The 16,182-nt window shown below is 68.4% G+C and carries 12 protein-coding genes and 4 pseudogenes; 9 read left to right on the forward strand and 7 right to left on the reverse strand.

Annotated elements, in window-relative coordinates; genetic code table 11:
- The first annotated feature begins 376 nt into the window (after positions 1–376).
- Positions 377–850, forward strand: a complete 474-nt coding sequence (locus tag ACIHAR_RS29295; protein ID WP_365465868.1) for a VOC family protein — start codon at positions 377–379, stop codon at positions 848–850.
- Positions 851–1,687: 837 nt separating this feature from the next.
- Positions 1,688–1,795, forward strand: a pseudogene (locus ACIHAR_RS29300) (AAA family ATPase); the annotation flags it as partial.
- Positions 1,796–1,833: 38 nt separating this feature from the next.
- Here the strand turns inward: ACIHAR_RS29300 and ACIHAR_RS29305 are convergent.
- Both ACIHAR_RS29305 and ACIHAR_RS29310 read right to left on the reverse strand, forming a co-directional pair.
- Positions 1,834–2,268: a DUF6228 family protein gene (locus tag ACIHAR_RS29305; RefSeq protein ID WP_400022576.1), complete on the reverse strand. Its 435-nt coding sequence runs from the start codon at positions 2,266–2,268 to the stop codon at positions 1,834–1,836.
- A gap of 154 nt (positions 2,269–2,422) precedes the next feature.
- Positions 2,423–2,762, reverse strand: a pseudogene (locus tag ACIHAR_RS29310) (transposase family protein); the annotation flags it as partial.
- 505 nt (positions 2,763–3,267) lie between these two features.
- On the opposite strand from ACIHAR_RS29310, the gene ACIHAR_RS29315 reads away from it, so the two are divergent.
- The 3 genes and pseudogenes from ACIHAR_RS29315 to ACIHAR_RS29325 all read left to right on the forward strand — a co-directional run.
- A complete protein-coding gene (locus ACIHAR_RS29315; protein ID WP_365465864.1) occupies positions 3,268–3,825 on the forward strand; it encodes a DUF3291 domain-containing protein in 558 nt (185 codons plus the stop codon).
- 364 nt (positions 3,826–4,189) lie between these two features.
- On the forward strand, positions 4,190–4,966 hold the full coding sequence (locus ACIHAR_RS29320) for an endonuclease/exonuclease/phosphatase family protein (protein ID WP_400022577.1): 777 nt from the start codon (positions 4,190–4,192) through the stop codon (positions 4,964–4,966).
- A gap of 166 nt (positions 4,967–5,132) precedes the next feature.
- A pseudogene (locus ACIHAR_RS29325) lies at positions 5,133–6,293 on the forward strand (sulfatase); the annotation flags it as partial.
- Positions 6,294–7,138: 845 nt separating this feature from the next.
- Here the strand turns inward: ACIHAR_RS29325 and ACIHAR_RS29330 are convergent.
- Positions 7,139–7,576: a cupin domain-containing protein gene (locus tag ACIHAR_RS29330; RefSeq protein WP_365471101.1), complete on the reverse strand. Its 438-nt coding sequence runs from the start codon at positions 7,574–7,576 to the stop codon at positions 7,139–7,141.
- Positions 7,577–7,832: 256 nt separating this feature from the next.
- Here ACIHAR_RS29330 and ACIHAR_RS29335 point away from each other — a divergent pair.
- Positions 7,833–8,400: pseudogene (locus ACIHAR_RS29335) on the forward strand (transposase); the annotation flags it as partial.
- A gap of 306 nt (positions 8,401–8,706) precedes the next feature.
- Entirely contained in the window at positions 8,707–9,066 is a 360-nt protein-coding gene (locus ACIHAR_RS29340) for an STAS domain-containing protein (protein ID WP_365471104.1), read from the forward strand.
- Between the two features lie 577 nt (positions 9,067–9,643).
- On the opposite strand, the gene ACIHAR_RS29345 is transcribed toward ACIHAR_RS29340, so the two are convergent.
- Positions 9,644–10,009, reverse strand: a complete 366-nt coding sequence (locus tag ACIHAR_RS29345; protein WP_400022578.1) for a helicase associated domain-containing protein — start codon at positions 10,007–10,009, stop codon at positions 9,644–9,646.
- 409 nt (positions 10,010–10,418) lie between these two features.
- Between ACIHAR_RS29345 and ACIHAR_RS29350 the strand changes: the two genes are divergently transcribed.
- The gene (locus tag ACIHAR_RS29350; protein ID WP_400022579.1) at positions 10,419–11,066 is read left to right on the forward strand and encodes a transglutaminase domain-containing protein; all 648 of its coding nucleotides are present in this window, start codon (positions 10,419–10,421) and stop codon (positions 11,064–11,066) included.
- A gap of 609 nt (positions 11,067–11,675) precedes the next feature.
- Here the strand turns inward: ACIHAR_RS29350 and ACIHAR_RS29355 are convergent.
- The 3 genes from ACIHAR_RS29355 to ACIHAR_RS29365 form a co-directional block, all read right to left on the reverse strand.
- The gene (locus ACIHAR_RS29355; protein WP_400022580.1) at positions 11,676–12,044 is read right to left on the reverse strand and encodes a nuclear transport factor 2 family protein; all 369 of its coding nucleotides are present in this window, start codon (positions 12,042–12,044) and stop codon (positions 11,676–11,678) included.
- A 1,123-nt stretch (positions 12,045–13,167) separates the two neighbouring features.
- Positions 13,168–13,581, reverse strand: a complete 414-nt coding sequence (locus tag ACIHAR_RS29360; protein ID WP_365471110.1) for an SRPBCC family protein — start codon at positions 13,579–13,581, stop codon at positions 13,168–13,170.
- Positions 13,582–13,610: 29 nt separating this feature from the next.
- Positions 13,611–14,621 (reverse strand): aldo/keto reductase, encoded by a 1,011-nt coding sequence (locus ACIHAR_RS29365; protein ID WP_400022581.1) that lies wholly within the window; start codon positions 14,619–14,621, stop codon positions 13,611–13,613.
- Between the two features lie 148 nt (positions 14,622–14,769).
- On the opposite strand from ACIHAR_RS29365, the gene ACIHAR_RS29370 reads away from it, so the two are divergent.
- Entirely contained in the window at positions 14,770–15,681 is a 912-nt protein-coding gene (locus ACIHAR_RS29370) for a LysR substrate-binding domain-containing protein (protein WP_400022582.1), read from the forward strand.
- Positions 15,682–16,182: the final 501 nt, after the last annotated feature.

Here is a 16,182-nt window from a genome sequence, read left to right on the forward strand (position 1 = left end):
CGCTCTCCGGGGCAGCGTGCGCGACGATGCGCTCTTCCTGGCCGGGGCCCGTCCGCCAGGATCACCTTCATCCGGCTGCGCGCCATGCCATTCCGTTTCCCCCTCGCGCGGTTGCCTCACGATGGGCGCTGCGAGCCAATAGATCGAACTGGAGTGCGAACCTGACGGTGAACGGTGTGACATTGCCCTCCCCGTGAAGGTTTGTTCGTTAGAGGCTAAACAGCTACGGTCATAACCAGAAGTTGCCGCGCCGCTCGGCCGGCGCGATGCCCTCACACCGGGAACACCGACCTCATCCGGGTCACCTCAGCCGGCCGCACAGCCCGGCCCGCTCGCCCACCCCGGTTTCTACGGACCAAGAAGGAAAAGCCCTTCCATGCATATGAAACTTGAACTCATCGTCCTGCCCGTCTCCGACGTCGACCGGGCCAAGGCCTTCTACGAGTCACTGGGATTCCGCCTGGACATCGACAAGACCGGCGGGGAGAACTGGCGCGCGGTGCACTTCACACCGCCCGGCTCCGAGTGCTCGATCATCTTCGGCAAGGGGATGACCACCGCCGAGCCGGGCTCGGCCCAAGGTCTCTACCTCGCCGTGTCCGACATCGAACAGGCGCGCGCGGAACTCCTCGGCCGCGGCATCGAGGTGAGCGACATCTTCCACGACGCCGGCGGCCTCATCTTCCACGGCCACGAAGGCGGTGGCATCACCCACAAGCTCGAAGGCCAGACCCGCAAGCCGGGCCTGCACCCCGAACGCGCCTCCTACGGCTCCTTCGCCACCTTCCACGACCCCGACGGCAACGGCTGGGTACTGCAGGAAATCCAGCAGCGATTCCCGGGCCGCTGACACCACGGCAGTCACCCGCGGCTGCGACGGGCCGACCCGCCTCGTGGCGGTCGGCCCGCTCAGACGCCGAGCACGGCAAGTGGTCCCGCACAGTACGGGCGCACGTTGCACTCCGCACCGCCGTGCCCCCCGGTGCCCGGCCGTGGCATGCGGCAAACACCACCAGAGCCAGACCCGTCGAGGCAGTGGGGCGCGTTCGGGCCGACCGGCATGACAACCTCACTCTGGGTTGTTGAGCAGGGGCGTTGACCGGCAGCTTCACAGCCCGGCTTGCTGCCTGACCATCCACCGCCAAATGGGGGCGCTTCCCAGCGGGATGCTCCGGAGAGCACGAGTGACAGTCGCTGCTCCGCAGCCCATCCGGGATGCACGGAAGCCAGCTTGAGAAGGGCTTCGTACCCGTCGGCCCCGCGTTCCCCGCGGATGCGCAGCCGCCGGAAGCCGTGCAGCCAGGCGAAGGTTCGCTCGATCAGCTACCGGGGTAGGTGCCGTGCCGGGTACCGCGGCAGGTGATGGCGGGCACGACGCCTCGTTCGCGGACCTGGTCGCGATGGACGAGCAGCCAGCGCGCGGAGCCGCCCTTGTGGTCGGCCGCGTCGGTGGGGAACCACCGGGTCCGGCTCGCCTGCTGGGGTTGGTACAGGTGACGTCCGACAACTTCAGGGGCGAGTGCGTCGAGGGAACTGTCGTACGTACGCCTCGTCCAGTTTGTTCACACGGTGGTGAACTGCCGCGAGCCCGGCGCGGCTTCGGACCGGGTGTGCGCGGGCAGCGCTTACCGCTCCCCGTGCGCCACCACCTCGTCGCTCGCCGTCTTCGACAATCCTCTCGCCTCGCGCCAGCAGCGACCGGCTCACCTTCAACGGCACCATCATCGAGACCGGCACCGACTCCCACCGCCTCGCCACCACCCGTGCCCGCGCTGAACAGCAGGCCGTCGGCTGAACCGGACGCGGGAGTGCCTGCAGGGAGACGTGGGCGACCTACCCCTGGCGCAGAAATTCCCGCAGGTCCGCAGCTACAGCCGTCATCCCTTCACCGGCTTCGATCACGGTCGTCACCGTGCACTTCCAGTCACCGGGAAAGAAGCCGGACCGAAGCGTCCAGTCCAGATACACATGACCACCCGAGCCGAAGGTCGCCGTCACGACCAGGTTGTTGTTGATCCAGACCCGCTCTCCCTCCCAACCACGAAAGTCGCGCGCGAGGCTGTCGAAGAACTCGCTCAAGTCATCCCAGACGGTGACGGTCACATTCTCGAGCCTTGCACGCACACCCTCAGCAACGGCCTCCACCGCGAAGACGGTCTCGTACTCATCCGCACGCGACCAGTCGAACAACCGGACAGAGGTCGCCAGCGCCCCCGGCCCCCGCACGACGAGCTCAGCTTGCCCTGGCCCCACCTCGATCAAAGTCACCCGCCGAAGGATACGGACGCCGACACGTTGACGACATCACGATTCCGTGGCCCCGGACCGTTGCTGATTCTCATCAACATTCGGCGGCCCAGCAGCAACCAGCTGTTCCCAGCTCCCACCAACAAGTGCTCTTCGTTCTGACCTACGCAGCCAGCTGGTCGGCGGCTATCCGGTCGATCGGCAGCAAGGTGCCGTCGAGGGGCAGGTGTCTTCCTGCGGGCCTGCCGGAGGCTCTGCTCCAGAGTGGGAGCCGAAGCGGCCAGGACATCGACCGCCTCGCGGATGTAGCGGTTGACGGTGGTGGTGCCGACGCCGAACCCGGCCCCGGATTGAGCGTAGGTATCGCCGCATGGGCCCGGACCCAAAGAGTCTGCCGGCGCGGTGCCAGGCGCCGCCGGCGGCACCCGATGTCCACGCGGCGGGCGGCCAGGTGACGGGTGAGGTGGGCGCAGGTGTGAAGTCGACAGGCCGACCCCGGACGGGTAGACGAGCACGAGGTAACTCGAAGTGGGAAAGAGTGCCTTGGTCGTGGACCCCTGCACCAGGGTGCTTCACCACGTCGTCCAGCCAGGGTTGCCCGCCAAGCGGCCTGGTTGTCCTTTGACAGTGAATCCAGTCGCTCCGTCATCCAGCTCGGTCGACGCCGACAACGCCGCTGGCGTCGCCCCGGCACACCGGCTTGAGCAGGGTTGTCGACGCTGCTTCTCGGCATTTGCTGGGCCGATGCGGACTTCCACGGAGGCAGGCAGCGCCACCGCCCCAGCTCCCGCAAGGACCTGTGCAAGAGGCCACTTGGACGAGAAAAACGCAACTTCGACATGACTCGCAGAGGCAGCTACCTTCATCTGGTCTTCGGTGGTCGCCCCCGGTCGCACAGGGCCTCCTTCAGGCTGGGCCAGCCGCGACGGGACGAGTCGGTCACGCCCCACGAACCCTCGCCCCCACGCGTAAGCCACCGAACCCGGTCCACGCCAGACAGCCCCAACCAGGGAGAGACTCATGCCCCATCTTGCTCTGTACACATTCGGCGTCCTGAAGTTACCTCTCGCCGATCCCGCACCCCTCACGCACGAGTTCTACGACATTGGTGAGGCCGTCTACCGGAAGATCAGTCAGCACCCCGGATACCTCGCGCGTGCTGAAGCGGCAGACGGTGACCGGGGCGCGCTCTTCGAGGCGGATTGGGGTGCATGGGGAGAGTTCGCCGTACCGCCTTGGTACGGCAAGGGCCATACGCTGGAAACCACCGCCCTGGCCGCGACCCTCTCGCTCTGGACCGACCTGCGCCCCGCCTTCGACGCCGTCTACACCGGTCTGCACCGTAAGGCTCTGAACAGGCGTTACGACTGGTTCGAGAGGACAGGGCACCCAAATTACGTGTTCTGGTGGATCTCCGACGGCGTGATACCCACCTGGCGGGACGGGGTTTCCAGGCTGGAGCACCTCCACGACCACGGCTCCGCTCCGCATGCCTTCACCTTCCACCACTCGTTCGCCCCGGACGGAACTCCGATCAGGATCAAAGGCATCGGGCCGAAGAAAGATCAGGTTCGCTGACAAGGCAGCAATCCTGAATAGAACCTCGACCGCCCGCGACCTGTCGGACGACGGGTACGAGAAGGGAAGCAGTAACCCCGCCATCAAGGGAAGTTTGGACGGCGCGAAGGGCATCTGGCCCGACGGGCAGTTCGGCATGGAGCCGGACGACGGCGGCGGGTGTCGGCCCGCCCTCGGCCGCACCGCCTCCGCACCGCCCGCAGGCCGCCTGTTGCCCACCCCACCCCGCTCACCACTGATTCCTCTTTGGCAGCAGTGTCCTTCCACACGGCTTCGGGCTCTTCCACGGCGTGTCGGTACGATCAACGCTGTGAGCGGCTCTCCGCATGGCCAGACAGGCCGCCGGACGGAAGGTGAAACGTTCGTGAAGGCCCTGCGCCTGCTGACCATGAACACCCTGTTCACCGGTGATGTCCCGGCTCGGCTGCGTGTTCTCGGCGCGGCGCTCGAGCAGTCCGAATATGACATCGTCTGCCTGCAGGAAGTCATGTTCCGCCGCAACGCCCGGCTGATGTGCCGTGCTGCTCCTGCATACCGGCACTTCGCCTACTCGGGCACGGTCCTGCTCAAGGGTGGTCTGATGCTGCTGTCCCGGTGGCCGATCAGCCGATGGCGGTTCGTGCGGTACCCGATGACGGGCCCGGTGCGCGGCGAACTCCTCATGCGCAAGGGTGCCCAGATAGCGTCCGTCGCCACCCCGGACGGTGAACTGGTGGTGGTGAACACCCACCTGTCGGCCAACCGCGACGACGACTGGTCCCCCACGAACCGGTACACGCGGATGGCAGGTGCTGAACTGGCCCGGCTGGCAGAACTGATCGCGGCCATCGGCCCGTCCCTGCCCGTCGCCGTGGTCGGTGACCTGAACGTCCCGCGCGACTCGGCTGCACTCGCCGACTTCGTCGCCACGGCGGGCCTGCGCGACATCCTCGCCGGTGACACCCGTCCGACCTACCGGCCCACACCTCGATGGCCGTCGCCGCCGGCCCTGGACCACGTACTGGTCCGGGCCGCAGCCGGGGAGACACTGACCGGCGCCGCCGACTTCGTGTTCCAGGACAAGGTGACACTGGGCGACGGCCGCCAGGCCTACCTGTCCGACCACTACGGCGTACAGGCGCAGCTGATCCGGTCGAAGTGACACGGACACCGGCCCGACCGGACTTGAGGAGTGCAAGGCGGCAGACACGGAGCCTTCCGACGGGAGTAAGGCGTACACAGCGCGCAAGCGTGGCCTCACACACCGGCGAGCCGGGAGGTCGGCCGGCATCAGCAGCAGGACCGGGCGCGGGGGTGCCTGTATGGTCCGGGCCGTTCGCGCGCATCCACGTCTCACGAACGCCTGTTCCGGCTCCGTGTCCTGCTCCCCGACGCGGTTCAGCGTGGACACCGGCCGCCACCCGGGCCGTGCCCGGGGCGGGCTCGCCGAGCCGTCGGCAACAGGACGCAGGGACTGGCCCCCGATCACCCGACCCTGGCCTCCCTGCTGAAGCAGGCCGGTTACGCGACCGCCCTGATCGGCAAGTGGCACTGCGGCTGGCTGCCCGACTGCAGCCCCACCACGTCGGGCTGGGAGGAGTTCTCGGCAACTTCGGCGGCGCGCTGGAGTATTCCTCCAAGCTGGGCCGGCTCGGTGACTACGACCTGTTCGAGGGTGACGCCGAGTACCAGGACCTCCGGTACTACGCGACCGTCCTGACCGAGCGGGCCGTTCAGTACGTCTTGCGGGTCCACGACGAGCCCTGGCTGCTCAACCTCAACTTCACCGCACCTCACTGGCGCTGGCTGGGCGGGGACGACGAGGAGATGGGTGCCGGGATTGCCGCGAGGATCCGCGCCGGTGAGGTGCTGAGCGGCCTGTTGCACAACGAGGGCGGCTCGGTGGAGAAGTGCACCGAGTTGGTGGAGAACCTCGACGCCGCCATCGGCAAGGTGCTCACCGTGCTGGAGCGCTCCGGCCAGGCGCACAACGCCGTCGTGGTGTTCGCCGGCGGCAACGGCGGCGAGCGGTTCTCCTGCCAGTGGCCGCCGAGCGGCGGGAAGTCCCAGCTGCTGGAGGGGGGGCATCGGGACGCCGACGATTTTGCGCTGGTCCGCCCGGGTGGACGGGCGCCAGGTCACGGACGAGCCCGTCCTCTCCCCGGAGTGGACGGCGACCCTGCTGGAACTGTGGCGCCCGCCCCGCCTCGACCCACCCGCTCAACGGACACAGTCTCGCCGGCTACCTGCTGCGCGGCCAGGAGATCTGCGAGCGCGATCTGTTCTAACGGGTGCGCGGCAACCGGGCGCTGCGGCGCGGGGACTGGCAGTACTGTCAGGACTCCTCCGGCAAGGACCACCTGTACAACCTGGCCCAGGGCCAGCGTGACCAGGCCGACCTCGCCGGCGACCGGTCGGAACTGCTCGCCGAGCCGAAGGCCGCCTGGGAGAAGATCGCGAGCGGGCTGCTGCCGTACCCGGCCGGCTGAGGGCCCGGGTCGTCCGTCGGCCGCAGCCGACGGTAGTCGCCCCGCGCCCGCGGAGGTAGCTCGCAGGTCCGCCGGGCCCAAGCGGAGCGTGAGGTTGAGCAGCGTCAGCAGGCGATCGCGCGGCGCCGTGCCCTCGAGGAGGAGGCCGCGCTGGCCCGCAGGCAGGTGCCGTGTGCGGACGGCGGGTCCCGGCTGCGGGGGACTGTGCCCGGGGTGCGCCTACCGGCGGTGTACCGAGGTCCTTGTGCAGGAGGCCGTGGACTTGGCCGTCATCGTGCGGGTCGGCCTGTCAGACGCGGCCGCGGTCGCAGAGCTCACCCGGCGCTGCGAGACGGATACCCCGGGCCATCCTGGCGTTGGCGTGTGAGCGGGCCTGTGGTCCGGACGCCGATCGTCGTGGGTCGCGTTCACTGAGCCCGAGGTGGCGCAGCCGATCCGGGACGAGCGGCGCGGCGGCGCTGCGCCGACTGGAGCGCTCATCGGAGGCGGTGGCGCAGGCGACGCGGTGTACGAGGTGTGCCCTCGATGTCGCAGCCGCGGTGCCGAAGTCGTACGGCCGAACTCCTGCTCCATCGCGCCTGGGCGCATTGCATGCTGCCCACGAGCGAGCGGCCATGGCGCTTCCGGCCTCGGGCAGAGTGCGGTGGAGGCGGCATGACCGAGGTCGGAGCTGCGCAATCGCGCGCGCCGTGTGCGGTCTGTGCCCTGACACGCTAGTGCCATATGAGGCAACATTTGCCCTGTTGTGATGTGACGCCCCGCTCGGGTGCTGGCACAGGCGGTGCGTCACCATGAGTCGGCAGGGATCGGTGTTCCGGACTCCGCACCCTTGTCGATTTCGCGGGTCAGCCTTCCGAGGGACGCGGGGCGCGCAGGTGCGCCCGTTCCTTCAGCTCCTCCTCGTCGACCAACGTGAGCATCGGCTGACCCGGTGCGCACACCATGGTCACCAGGAACTTGGTCGGTGCGTCCGGCAGGGCGTTGCCGTCCTGGTAGTGGATCACGTCACCGCCTGGCTCCCAGAACGTCCCACCGGCCTCGACCACACGCTCCGGCTCACCCTCGAGCTCGAACCGGAGCGCGCCCTCCATCACGTAGCCGAAGGCCGGGCCGGAGTGGCGATGCGGAGGGAGCCCTGGGTGACCGGGAGGCCAGTCGACGAGGATGGTCATTCCCGAACCACCTTCGGGAAAGAAGGGCGGAGTGACTTCCTGCAGCAGCTTGACTTCGGAGGGCAAGGAGCCCTCGTGGGCGGTCCCGTGCTCCGGCTTCTTCTCTGACATGTAGCGCACCTCCGTAAGCCTGCCCGCAATGGGCGATCTTGTGTCGGCCACCGCATTCAAGACGGGTGTCTCGACCCACTCGTTCGGCGGCGAACCAAGTTGGTCGGTTCCCGGCTGACACAACTTGCTTCGCGTGAGGACAAGCCACAGCCCTCATCCGTGACAGGCCGTGTGCCTCGGCTTCGCCCGAACAGTCTCAAATCCACCCTGCCTCCCGTCGGCAGCCGCTACAATCCGGGAGCCAGCCAGAATGATCATGTGGCTTAACGTGTGCGGATCCGGGTCCGGGGTTGACGACGACGAGGGCGGGCGGCTGCTGCGGATCGTCCGCAGAGGCACCGGTTCGGTGGTGACCTGGCGGCGGGTCCAGATGGTGCTGTCATCCGCGCAGGGCATGCCCGTGGCGAAGATTGCCGAGGTGACGTTCACCAGTCCGGACCGAGTCCGGGCTTCAACACCGACGGTTCCGAGGCGCTCTGCCCGTAGTGCAAGGGCGGCCGGCCGAGAACCTTCGCCCTCCCGGAACGCCGGGGGGATCAAAGAAAGCGCCAAGTCCAAGTCGGCCGAGCACGGCCTGCCGTTTCGAGCTGGAGCCTGGCCAAGCCGTCCGACTTCCCGGTTGCCGAGGGGGTGGCCAACGAAGGCCTTCGGGCCCTGCTCCCCGAGGAGGGCGTGTCCCTTTCAGCGCATAAAGACCTGGAAGACCTTCCGTGACCCCGACTGCGCAGCCAAGAAAGCCCGCATCGAGCACCTCTACGGGATCGCCGACGGCGAGGTCATGCCCAAGGGACGGCGAACCTGACGTCGTCTTCTGCCTCGACGAGTGCGCCAACGCGTGCCGCGCTTCGAGCATGGCGCCGTCGATCTTCTCTGGGTGGCGTTGGACTTGGTGGGTGCGGGTTTCGCAGGCCGTTCCTTCTTGTGGGGGGTCGCGGATGGGGGCTGGGGTGTGCGACGGTGGGCAGACAACGAGACCGGCCGGCCCCCGGCGGGTGCCGGTCTTTCGGGGAGCCGGGCGTTGCCCCCATCCCGGGCACCTGGCCCCCCGGCCATCGTCGCAGCCCCCCTCTCCTCCGGGGGTGCTTCGCCTTTGGGCTCATCAACCCCCGGGAGGGGGGCCGCGCCCCGGCATGAACATCACCACCGTCATCGACGGAACGTCCGCACGCATCACACTGCGCGGGGACATCGACTTCGACACCCTGCCCCCGCTGCGCGCCGCCACCGACGCACTACCGGCACACGTGACCGACCTGCTGTGGGACCTGACCCACGCACCGTTCATGGACGTCGCCGGCCTCCACCTCCTCTTCGCCCCCGCCCCCGTGAGCGGACCGGACCGCCGGACGACCGTGACGGGCCTTGGCCGGCAGCCGCGGCGACTGCTGCTTCTGGCCGCCGACGTGCACCCCGACACCTTCGACCTCGCGCGCCTGCTCCCCGACACACCGCCCACCGGCTTCCGGCAGGCGGCGCCCGAGCAGCCCTGATGGCCTCCGGGCGCCCATGCGGCAGTCCTCCCGCCAAGTCCTGTGCCCACTCCACGGATGAGCTCCCGCAGCGCTCAGCCGCTCGGGCGGGCTTGTCCCGCCTGGCTCGGGGGGAGAGACCCATGCGCCCGGTTTCACGGCCACCGGTTCCTCGCCGGTGAGGGTGATCTGTTCGCTGTGACCGCGTGGTACCGGTCTGTTGCTGTTCAGGAGCGGGCGTTGTGATCAGAGGCGGGTGGGCCGGCCCGGACTTATCACGTTGGCGTTGCAAGGGCGCAGCGAGCAAACGTGCGGGGGCGTGCCAGCCGCAGACGGCATGACCTCCGCACCAGTCTCCTCCGCAGGCCACTGTCAGCAGCCCGTGTCAAGCTGGCCATAGGGCGGCGTCGCCGCCTCTGTTCACGGACGGGGCCGCACGCGCGGATCGGAGACATGTCATGGAACAGGTAGGGGACAAGCCGGAGGACGTACGCAAGCACCTCGAGGAAGAACAAGCGCAGCCCGACGAGCAACAGCCGCCCCAGCACGAGGAACGGCGAGACGAGCAGACAGAAGACACTGCTCGCGAAAACGGCACTCAGACGTCTTGAACAGGCCTGACCGCACCTGACGTGTATGTCTTCCTGGACCGGGCCGTGCGTGCAGCAGGGGAAAGCCACCTGGCGAGCACAGCTCGGCAACGGAAGTTGCCCTCCCCCACTTGCGTCCAGCGCATGCCGATGGCGGAGAGCTGCTCGATCCGTCCCGGGGAGAGCGTGGCTGCCCTGCTCCGCTGGTTGCTGGTCCAGGCACCCAAATTGGCCTGGCGTTCTTCCTGGCCATCGCCGCTGCGGCTGTCGTCTCCGTCGCCCCTGATGACGATCGTCTCGACGTGTTTGCGCGGCACGCGCAGGTGCCCCTCGCGTTCGAGCTTCTCCAACTGCCGGGCGCGGCCGGCAGCCATGTTCCCGCGGGCGTAGAAACGCCTGCGTCAGCGGTCCATTGTCCCAGTGGGAACGCGGCGAGCGGGGCCGGCCACGCCTCGGCTTCCGCCTCCTGGCTACCGGCTTCGGGGACGCGGTACGTGAACGGCACGCGCAGGCCGCCGTGGAGTCGGTGGTAGATCACGGCGGCCTCGATACCGCGTCGCCAGTGCTGGTGCTTGGGGCGCACTTGAACGTGTTCAAAAAATCTGGGAGGCTGGTCCGCAATCGGGGCAGGAGGAGCCGGTCATGGTGAGTACGCTACCGACGCCGTGTGGGCGGGCTCGACAGGCCGTGGCCGACGGCCGCGGCGCGCGCGGAGGAACAGCGCCGACGCCAATTCTCGACTGGGGACATCCGCGGGTCCACGCTGTCACGCGCAGTATCGCCATGGCGGCCCAGGAGGGGGATGGGCCCGCGGTGAAGGTGGCGGCTCTCCGCCACGCACACCGGTGGATCTCCGAAGAGATTCGCCCCGTGTATTCGGTGGAGGAGGCGCGACCGGTATCCCAGGTTTTGCGGCTCGGCCGCGGCTCCTGCAGTCAGCGGATGGCCGTACTGGAAGCGGTTGCCCGGGCGTGGGGCATTCCCTCCCGGGTGCGTGGCCTGGTCGTGGACGGCACATTCTGGTACCCGCGCTTCCCCCGGCTGCGCCGGTTCGTCCCCGACCAGGTGGTGCTGGCCTGGCCTGAGTTCCGCATCGGCGGGCTGGCGGAGGCCGATCAGACCGCCGCACCCTGGCTGCCGGTGTCCGAGCTCTTCGGCGCTGCCGGCGAGCCGCGTGGACGGATCCGTTACGGCTTTACGAACGCAGGTCCGGAGACGCTCTTCGAGGCGCTGTCCAGGACGAGCGTCGACTGGGACGGGGTCACGGCCTGCCCCGCGTCGGATTCGTGCGATCTCTCGGCGTACCTGCTCACGGATCTTGGGCGCTTTGACTCCCGAGACGAGCTTTTCGCCCGGTACGGCCAGACCCTGTGTGGCCCGGCGAGACTCCTGGCCGAGCCCGTCCTGGGCCGACGAGCCGCCGCATTCTAATGCAGCTTGGTCGGTTTGAGCCGGTGTGGCTATGGTGCGGTGGTAGGTGGGGTATGCGCCGGCCCAGGCGGCAAGGGGTGTCTACAGTTCGTATACGACTTGGTAGAGACTCACATTTGCAGTGCGTCGGCGCTTCGGGATGAGGAACCTCGGCTGGTGCCCGGCTTCGTCGAACAGGCCACGCCGCCCTGCCTTCCGACACCGAAAGCAAGGCGGGGTTGGGCCTCGACCGCCCGCGGCTCCGGCTGAGGGCCGCCCGTGAGTTCGGGACCCAGGTGATCCAGCGGAGCGGACGGGTGTGTGCCTGTGCGGCAAGTGGAGCTGCGCCCTGGCTGGGCGCAGTCGCACGCCGGCCGCGAGGGGGCGCGGGGAGGCGTGGGGGAGGGACCGTGAACTCGGCAAGGCGGCTGCGCCTCCACCGGGTGATGCTCGGAGGCCAGCCGGTCACGGAGTGGACGGTGCTGTTCGCGGAGCGGCGCAGTCCTTCGGGAATGCGTCCGCTGTGCTGTGAGGGAGGAGCGGCCAGTGGGTGGCAGGATCCAGCATCGGCAGCGCCGCTCGGCCGTCGGTACAGCGGTGACCGGACTCGGTGGCCTGACAAACTGCTGGTCAGTCGCCGGTGACCAGGGTGTAGCGGACGGTCTGCGCCTGGATGAGGCCATGTCGGAAGACGAAGGTGTCGACGCCGTCCCTCACGCGCGCCGTGGGGCCGGTAGCCGACCACTCCAGGAAGAGCACCTCACCGGCGAACTGCGGCTTCAACTCCCAGTTGGCATCGGGCAGATCGGCCAACAGCGCGCCGATGCCTTTCTTGACGCCTTCCTTCCCCCGCAGGATGCCCTGGGGGGTAATGAAGACTGCATCGCGCGCGTAGTTGGCACTGATGCTGTCCAGATTTCCCGTGCCGAGTCGGCGCCCGTGGTCGGCGAAGACCTCTTGGGGGGTGCGGTGGCTGGGCTGAGTCGAAGGACTGGTCATGTCGGTCTCCTTGTTGTATCGGTGGTGTTTAAGCAGTTGTAGGCGTCGCGGGCGTTCTCCGCCGCGGGCACCCCGCTTTCCGCTTTCCCCTTCCGAGCGCTTCGCGCAACGCAGTGCCATGGGTGGACCTTGCCCGTTCTCCCGGAGTGCCTGTGCGGCCTTTGAGCCGTTGCTTGCGCAGGCCGCGGCGGTCAGGCGCAGCTGCCTCACTGCATGGAGGCCGTTGTCGTCGTGCCCACCGAATACTGGCAGGGCGTGCAGAGCCTGCAGTGCCCGGCCACTGCGGGTGTGAAAACCGTCCTGGTGTCCCGTCGCTGGTTTCGAGCGGGGACGGGTGGCTGTCAGGCCGGCGGCGGCACCCGGCGGCGGAACCAAACGACCTTGCCCGTGCTGGTGGGGCGGACCCCGGTGGCGTCGGCAAGCGCGTGCACGAGGAGCAGTCCCCGGCCTGACTCCGCTGCGGGGCCTCGATTCCTGCGATGGGGCAGCTCGCCCCCGACGTCGCCGACCTCGCAGCCGAGGGTGTTCCGACGGTACAGGGGCAGGCGCAGGCACGGGGCCGCGGCCGTGTTCGACGGCGTTGGTGACCAGCTCGTCCAGCATGAGGAGGACGTCGTGAACGGCGTCCCCCTGCACACCCCAGCCGACCAGCGCATCTCTTGATGCGTGGCGGGCGCGGGACGCGCTGACCGGCGCGGCGTCCAGAGTCAGGGCCATCTCCTGCCCGACCAGCCAGGCACGTTCACTCGGCCCGACGCCGCGGGCGGCGTGGCTCACCGCTGCAGGTGTCGTCGTTGCCATGACTGGCACTCCTTGGTCATCCAGGGCGTTGAGGGACGTTCCTTGACCGCAGCCAACGCCGCACGCCGTCATGAGTCGTAGCTCTTGTCGCCGTGCGGCTTGCGGGTCTGCGCCGCCTTGGCCGCAGCGCGAGCGGATCGGTGAATGGGCCGACAGGGGCGGTGGCCAGCAGGTTGCCTGTGGGGAACCCGCAGCTTCAGCTGGACAGGGCCGGTGCGACAGGCAGCGGCCGAAAGCTGCATCCCCTCGAACACGGCCGGTTGACGCCGGACGGACTGCTTGCCGGAGCCGGACGGCCCCACCGGGCATCAGGTGATCGCGTTCATGCCTTGAGTGTCTTCTTCAGTGCGGCCAGCCCTTCGGTGTAGATGCCGTGGAACAGAGCGATCGCTTCTTCTTCGCTCGTACCGGCCGGTGTGAAGGTGCCGGACCACTCCACACGGCTGTGCCTGCCGGGCTTCTCGTGCACGGTGAGGGTGGAGCGGTAGCCGGTGACAGGGAATGGGGCCTGCAGAATGGAGTAGCTGTACGTGCGCGCCTGGTTGTCGAACGCTTCGAGGCGTTCGACGATGACGCCGCCATCCTCGTTCGAGAGGCTGCGGACGCGGCCGCCTTCGCTGAGCGTGCTCGCGGGAATGTAGGGCAGCCAGTCAGGCAGGGAGTCGAAGCCGCCGATGAGCTGCCAGACGCGGTCGGCGGGCACCGGGATGTCGATGGTTGCGGTCGTAGTTGCCATGGTCGTCTCCTGTTCGGGTGAGGTAGAGGTCAGGCGCTGGGTACGGGGGCGTCCTGAGCGATCAGCCCTTCCGTGCGCAGAGCTGCCCAGAAGTCCGCCGGGACCTTCTCGCCGAGTGCGGCGACGTCCTCAGCGATGCGGCTGGGCCGGGAGGCACCGGGGATGGCCGCGGCGACCGCGGGGTGAGCAAGGGAGAACTGCAGCGCTGCCGCCTTGATGCCCACGCCGTGCTGCCCTGCGAGTGCCTTGATGCGCTCCACCTTGGTGATGACCGAGGCGGGGGCCTGCTGGTACTCGAAGTGCTGTCCGCCGGCGAGCACGCCGGAGCTGTACGGTCCACCGACGACGATGTCGACGTTCTGGGCCTTCGCGGCCGGCAGCAGCCGCTGCTGGGCGCGCTCGTGGTCAAGCAGCGTATAGCGGCCGGCGAGGAGGAACGCGTCCGGCTTGGGCTCCTCGAGGTCCAGCGTCAGCTCCAGGGGCTCGACCCGGTTGACGCCAAGGCCCCAGGCCTTGATGACGCCTTCGTCGCGCAGCCTCTGCAGCACCCGGAATGCGCCGGTGCGGGCCGTCTCGTAGGCGGCGAGCCACTCGTCGCCGTAGAAGTCCTGTGCGACGTCGTGTACCCACACGATGTCGAGGCGGTCTGTCCTCAGCCGCTTGAGGCTGTCTTCGACGGAGCGCAGGGTGGCGTCGGCCGAGTAGTCGTTGACGATCTTATTGGGCCGTCCGTGTTCGAACAGTCCACCCTTCTCGCCCAGGTCGCGGGCGGAGGGGACCTCGATGTCGTCGAGGATGACGCGGCCGACCTTCGTGCTCAGGACGAACTCCTCGCGGGGGCGGCTACCCAGCGCTTCTCCGAGCCGGATCTCGGACAGCCCCGCGCCGTAGAAGGGCGCGGTGTCGAAGTAGCGGATGCCGTTGTCCCAGGCAGCGTCCACGGTGGCCGCGGCCTCCTCGTCGGGTATGGCCCGGAACATGTTGCCCAGCGGTGCGGTGCCGAAGCCCAGGCGGCCGGGCAGGAAGGACTTGATGGACATGGTGCGGATCCTTGCTGTACGAACGGCGACGGATGTGTTCTCTTCGCGCCTTTTGCGCGGTCCGTCGACTGACGTGTTCGAGGCTAGGATCTACACTTAAGACTGTCCAAGACTTACTTGGACACACTTGAGTCCCTAGAGGTCTTACATGCTTGACCTGCGGCAACTCCGCTACTTCGTAGCCGTCGCCGAGACCGAACACGTCGGCCAAGCCGCCGAACGCCTGCACATGTCCCAGTCGCCGCTCAGTCGGCAGATCGCTCAACTCGAGCAGAATCTCGGCCTCACCCTGTTCGAGCGCGGCCAGCAAAGAATCCGGCTGACTCGGGACGGCAAGGTCTTCCTGGCCGAAGCCCGCGCACTGCTGCAGCATGCGGATCGCCTGGAGAACCTGGGCCGTCGGCTGGGCCGTGGAGACGAGGGTGGCCTGTGCATCGGCTACGTGGCGGACGCCATGCACACCGGCATCCTGCCCGGCGCGCTACGCGCTGTGCACAGCGAACGCCCCGGCGTTCACATCGCTCTGTACAACCTTCCGCCGGCCGAGCAGTTCGAAGGCCTGCGGCAACGCAGCCTCGACATCGCGCTCGTCCGTGAACCTCCGTCCGCGGATGATCCTGACCTACTGGCCGCACCCCTGCTCCAGGACCCGCTCCTGCTCGTTCTGCCCGCGGATCATCCACTCGCCGACCAGGAAAAAGTGGCCCCCGGGGACCTCGATGGTCGGCCGTGGATCGCCGTCGAGAATGCTCAGGACCCCGCCTGGCGGGACACGTTCGTCGCCTCATGCACAGCAGCCGGCTTCACACCCGACATCCGCTTCGACGCAGCCGAGCCACTGACCGCGCTCGGCCTGGTCGCTTCTGGGCTCGGACTCGCACTCGTACAAAAAAGCATGGTCCGCGCCACTACTGAGGAGGTCGCGGTGCGCGAGCTTCCCTGGAACGAGACAAGCGTCCAGCTGTGGGCCGCGTGGCACCGGGTCGACCTGCGGCCCCTGGTGACATCGTTCCGCACCACCGTCCTGCGTACGAGCGGCGTCGCACAGCCGTCCAAGTAGCGGCTGTCCTTGGGCGCTATGGGGTGCGGCCGCCGTCATAGCGGCCTGGAGCACGAGGCGCGGGCCGCGCGGCAGCGGGTCCGCCGCCACCGGGCCAGGAGTGGAACACGTCGTCGGCGCGCAGGGCGAGCCCTTGTGCGTTCGGCTCCTGCAGCTCATGCGCGGACGCGCCGCTGGGGTCCATGGTCGGGCTCTGCACGAGGTGCGGGTCTGGTCACGCCGCCGATCGACCGGTCACCCAGGTTCTTATGCGAGCAGGGTTGTCGGATCACCCATTCCGGAAGCCGAGCCCGGTCGGCCCGCCACCATGAAGGCGGACCAGTTCGAGGCAGGGCGGGCCGTCGGTGGCCTCCAGCCGGAAGCCGCCCATTGAGCTCCAGGCGTCGGTTGCGTTGATCTCTCCCGGTCCTGCGGTAGCACGGATGCGGCGCAGCAGAGGGGAGAAGATGAGGCAGCAGAGATCGTCCAGTTCGCGGACCTGCTGCTGCGCCAGGTCGAGCG

This window comes from Streptomyces sp. NPDC052016, assembly GCF_044548445.1.
GTDB lineage: Bacteria > Actinomycetota > Actinomycetes > Streptomycetales > Streptomycetaceae > Streptomyces.

Excerpts from the sequence above, each read along its gene's own strand:
- ACIHAR_RS29350 (WP_400022579.1), top strand. The coding sequence starts at position 10,419 with ATGGCGGCCCAGGAGGGGGATGGGCCCGCGGTGAAGGTGGCGGCTCTC.
- ACIHAR_RS29330 (WP_365471101.1), bottom strand. The coding sequence starts at position 7,576 with ATGTCAGAGAAGAAGCCGGAGCACGGGACCGCCCACGAGGGCTCCTTG.
- ACIHAR_RS29370 (WP_400022582.1), top strand. The coding sequence starts at position 14,770 with ATGCTTGACCTGCGGCAACTCCGCTACTTCGTAGCCGTCGCCGAGACC.
- ACIHAR_RS29365 (WP_400022581.1), bottom strand. The coding sequence starts at position 14,621 with ATGTCCATCAAGTCCTTCCTGCCCGGCCGCCTGGGCTTCGGCACCGCA.
- ACIHAR_RS29295 (WP_365465868.1), top strand. The coding sequence starts at position 377 with ATGCATATGAAACTTGAACTCATCGTCCTGCCCGTCTCCGACGTCGAC.
- ACIHAR_RS29345 (WP_400022578.1), bottom strand. The coding sequence starts at position 10,009 with ATGGCTGCCGGCCGCGCCCGGCAGTTGGAGAAGCTCGAACGCGAGGGG.
- ACIHAR_RS29360 (WP_365471110.1), bottom strand. The coding sequence starts at position 13,581 with ATGGCAACTACGACCGCAACCATCGACATCCCGGTGCCCGCCGACCGC.
- ACIHAR_RS29315 (WP_365465864.1), top strand. The coding sequence starts at position 3,268 with ATGCCCCATCTTGCTCTGTACACATTCGGCGTCCTGAAGTTACCTCTC.
- ACIHAR_RS29355 (WP_400022580.1), bottom strand. The coding sequence starts at position 12,044 with ATGACCAGTCCTTCGACTCAGCCCAGCCACCGCACCCCCCAAGAGGTC.
- ACIHAR_RS29340 (WP_365471104.1), top strand. The coding sequence starts at position 8,707 with ATGAACATCACCACCGTCATCGACGGAACGTCCGCACGCATCACACTG.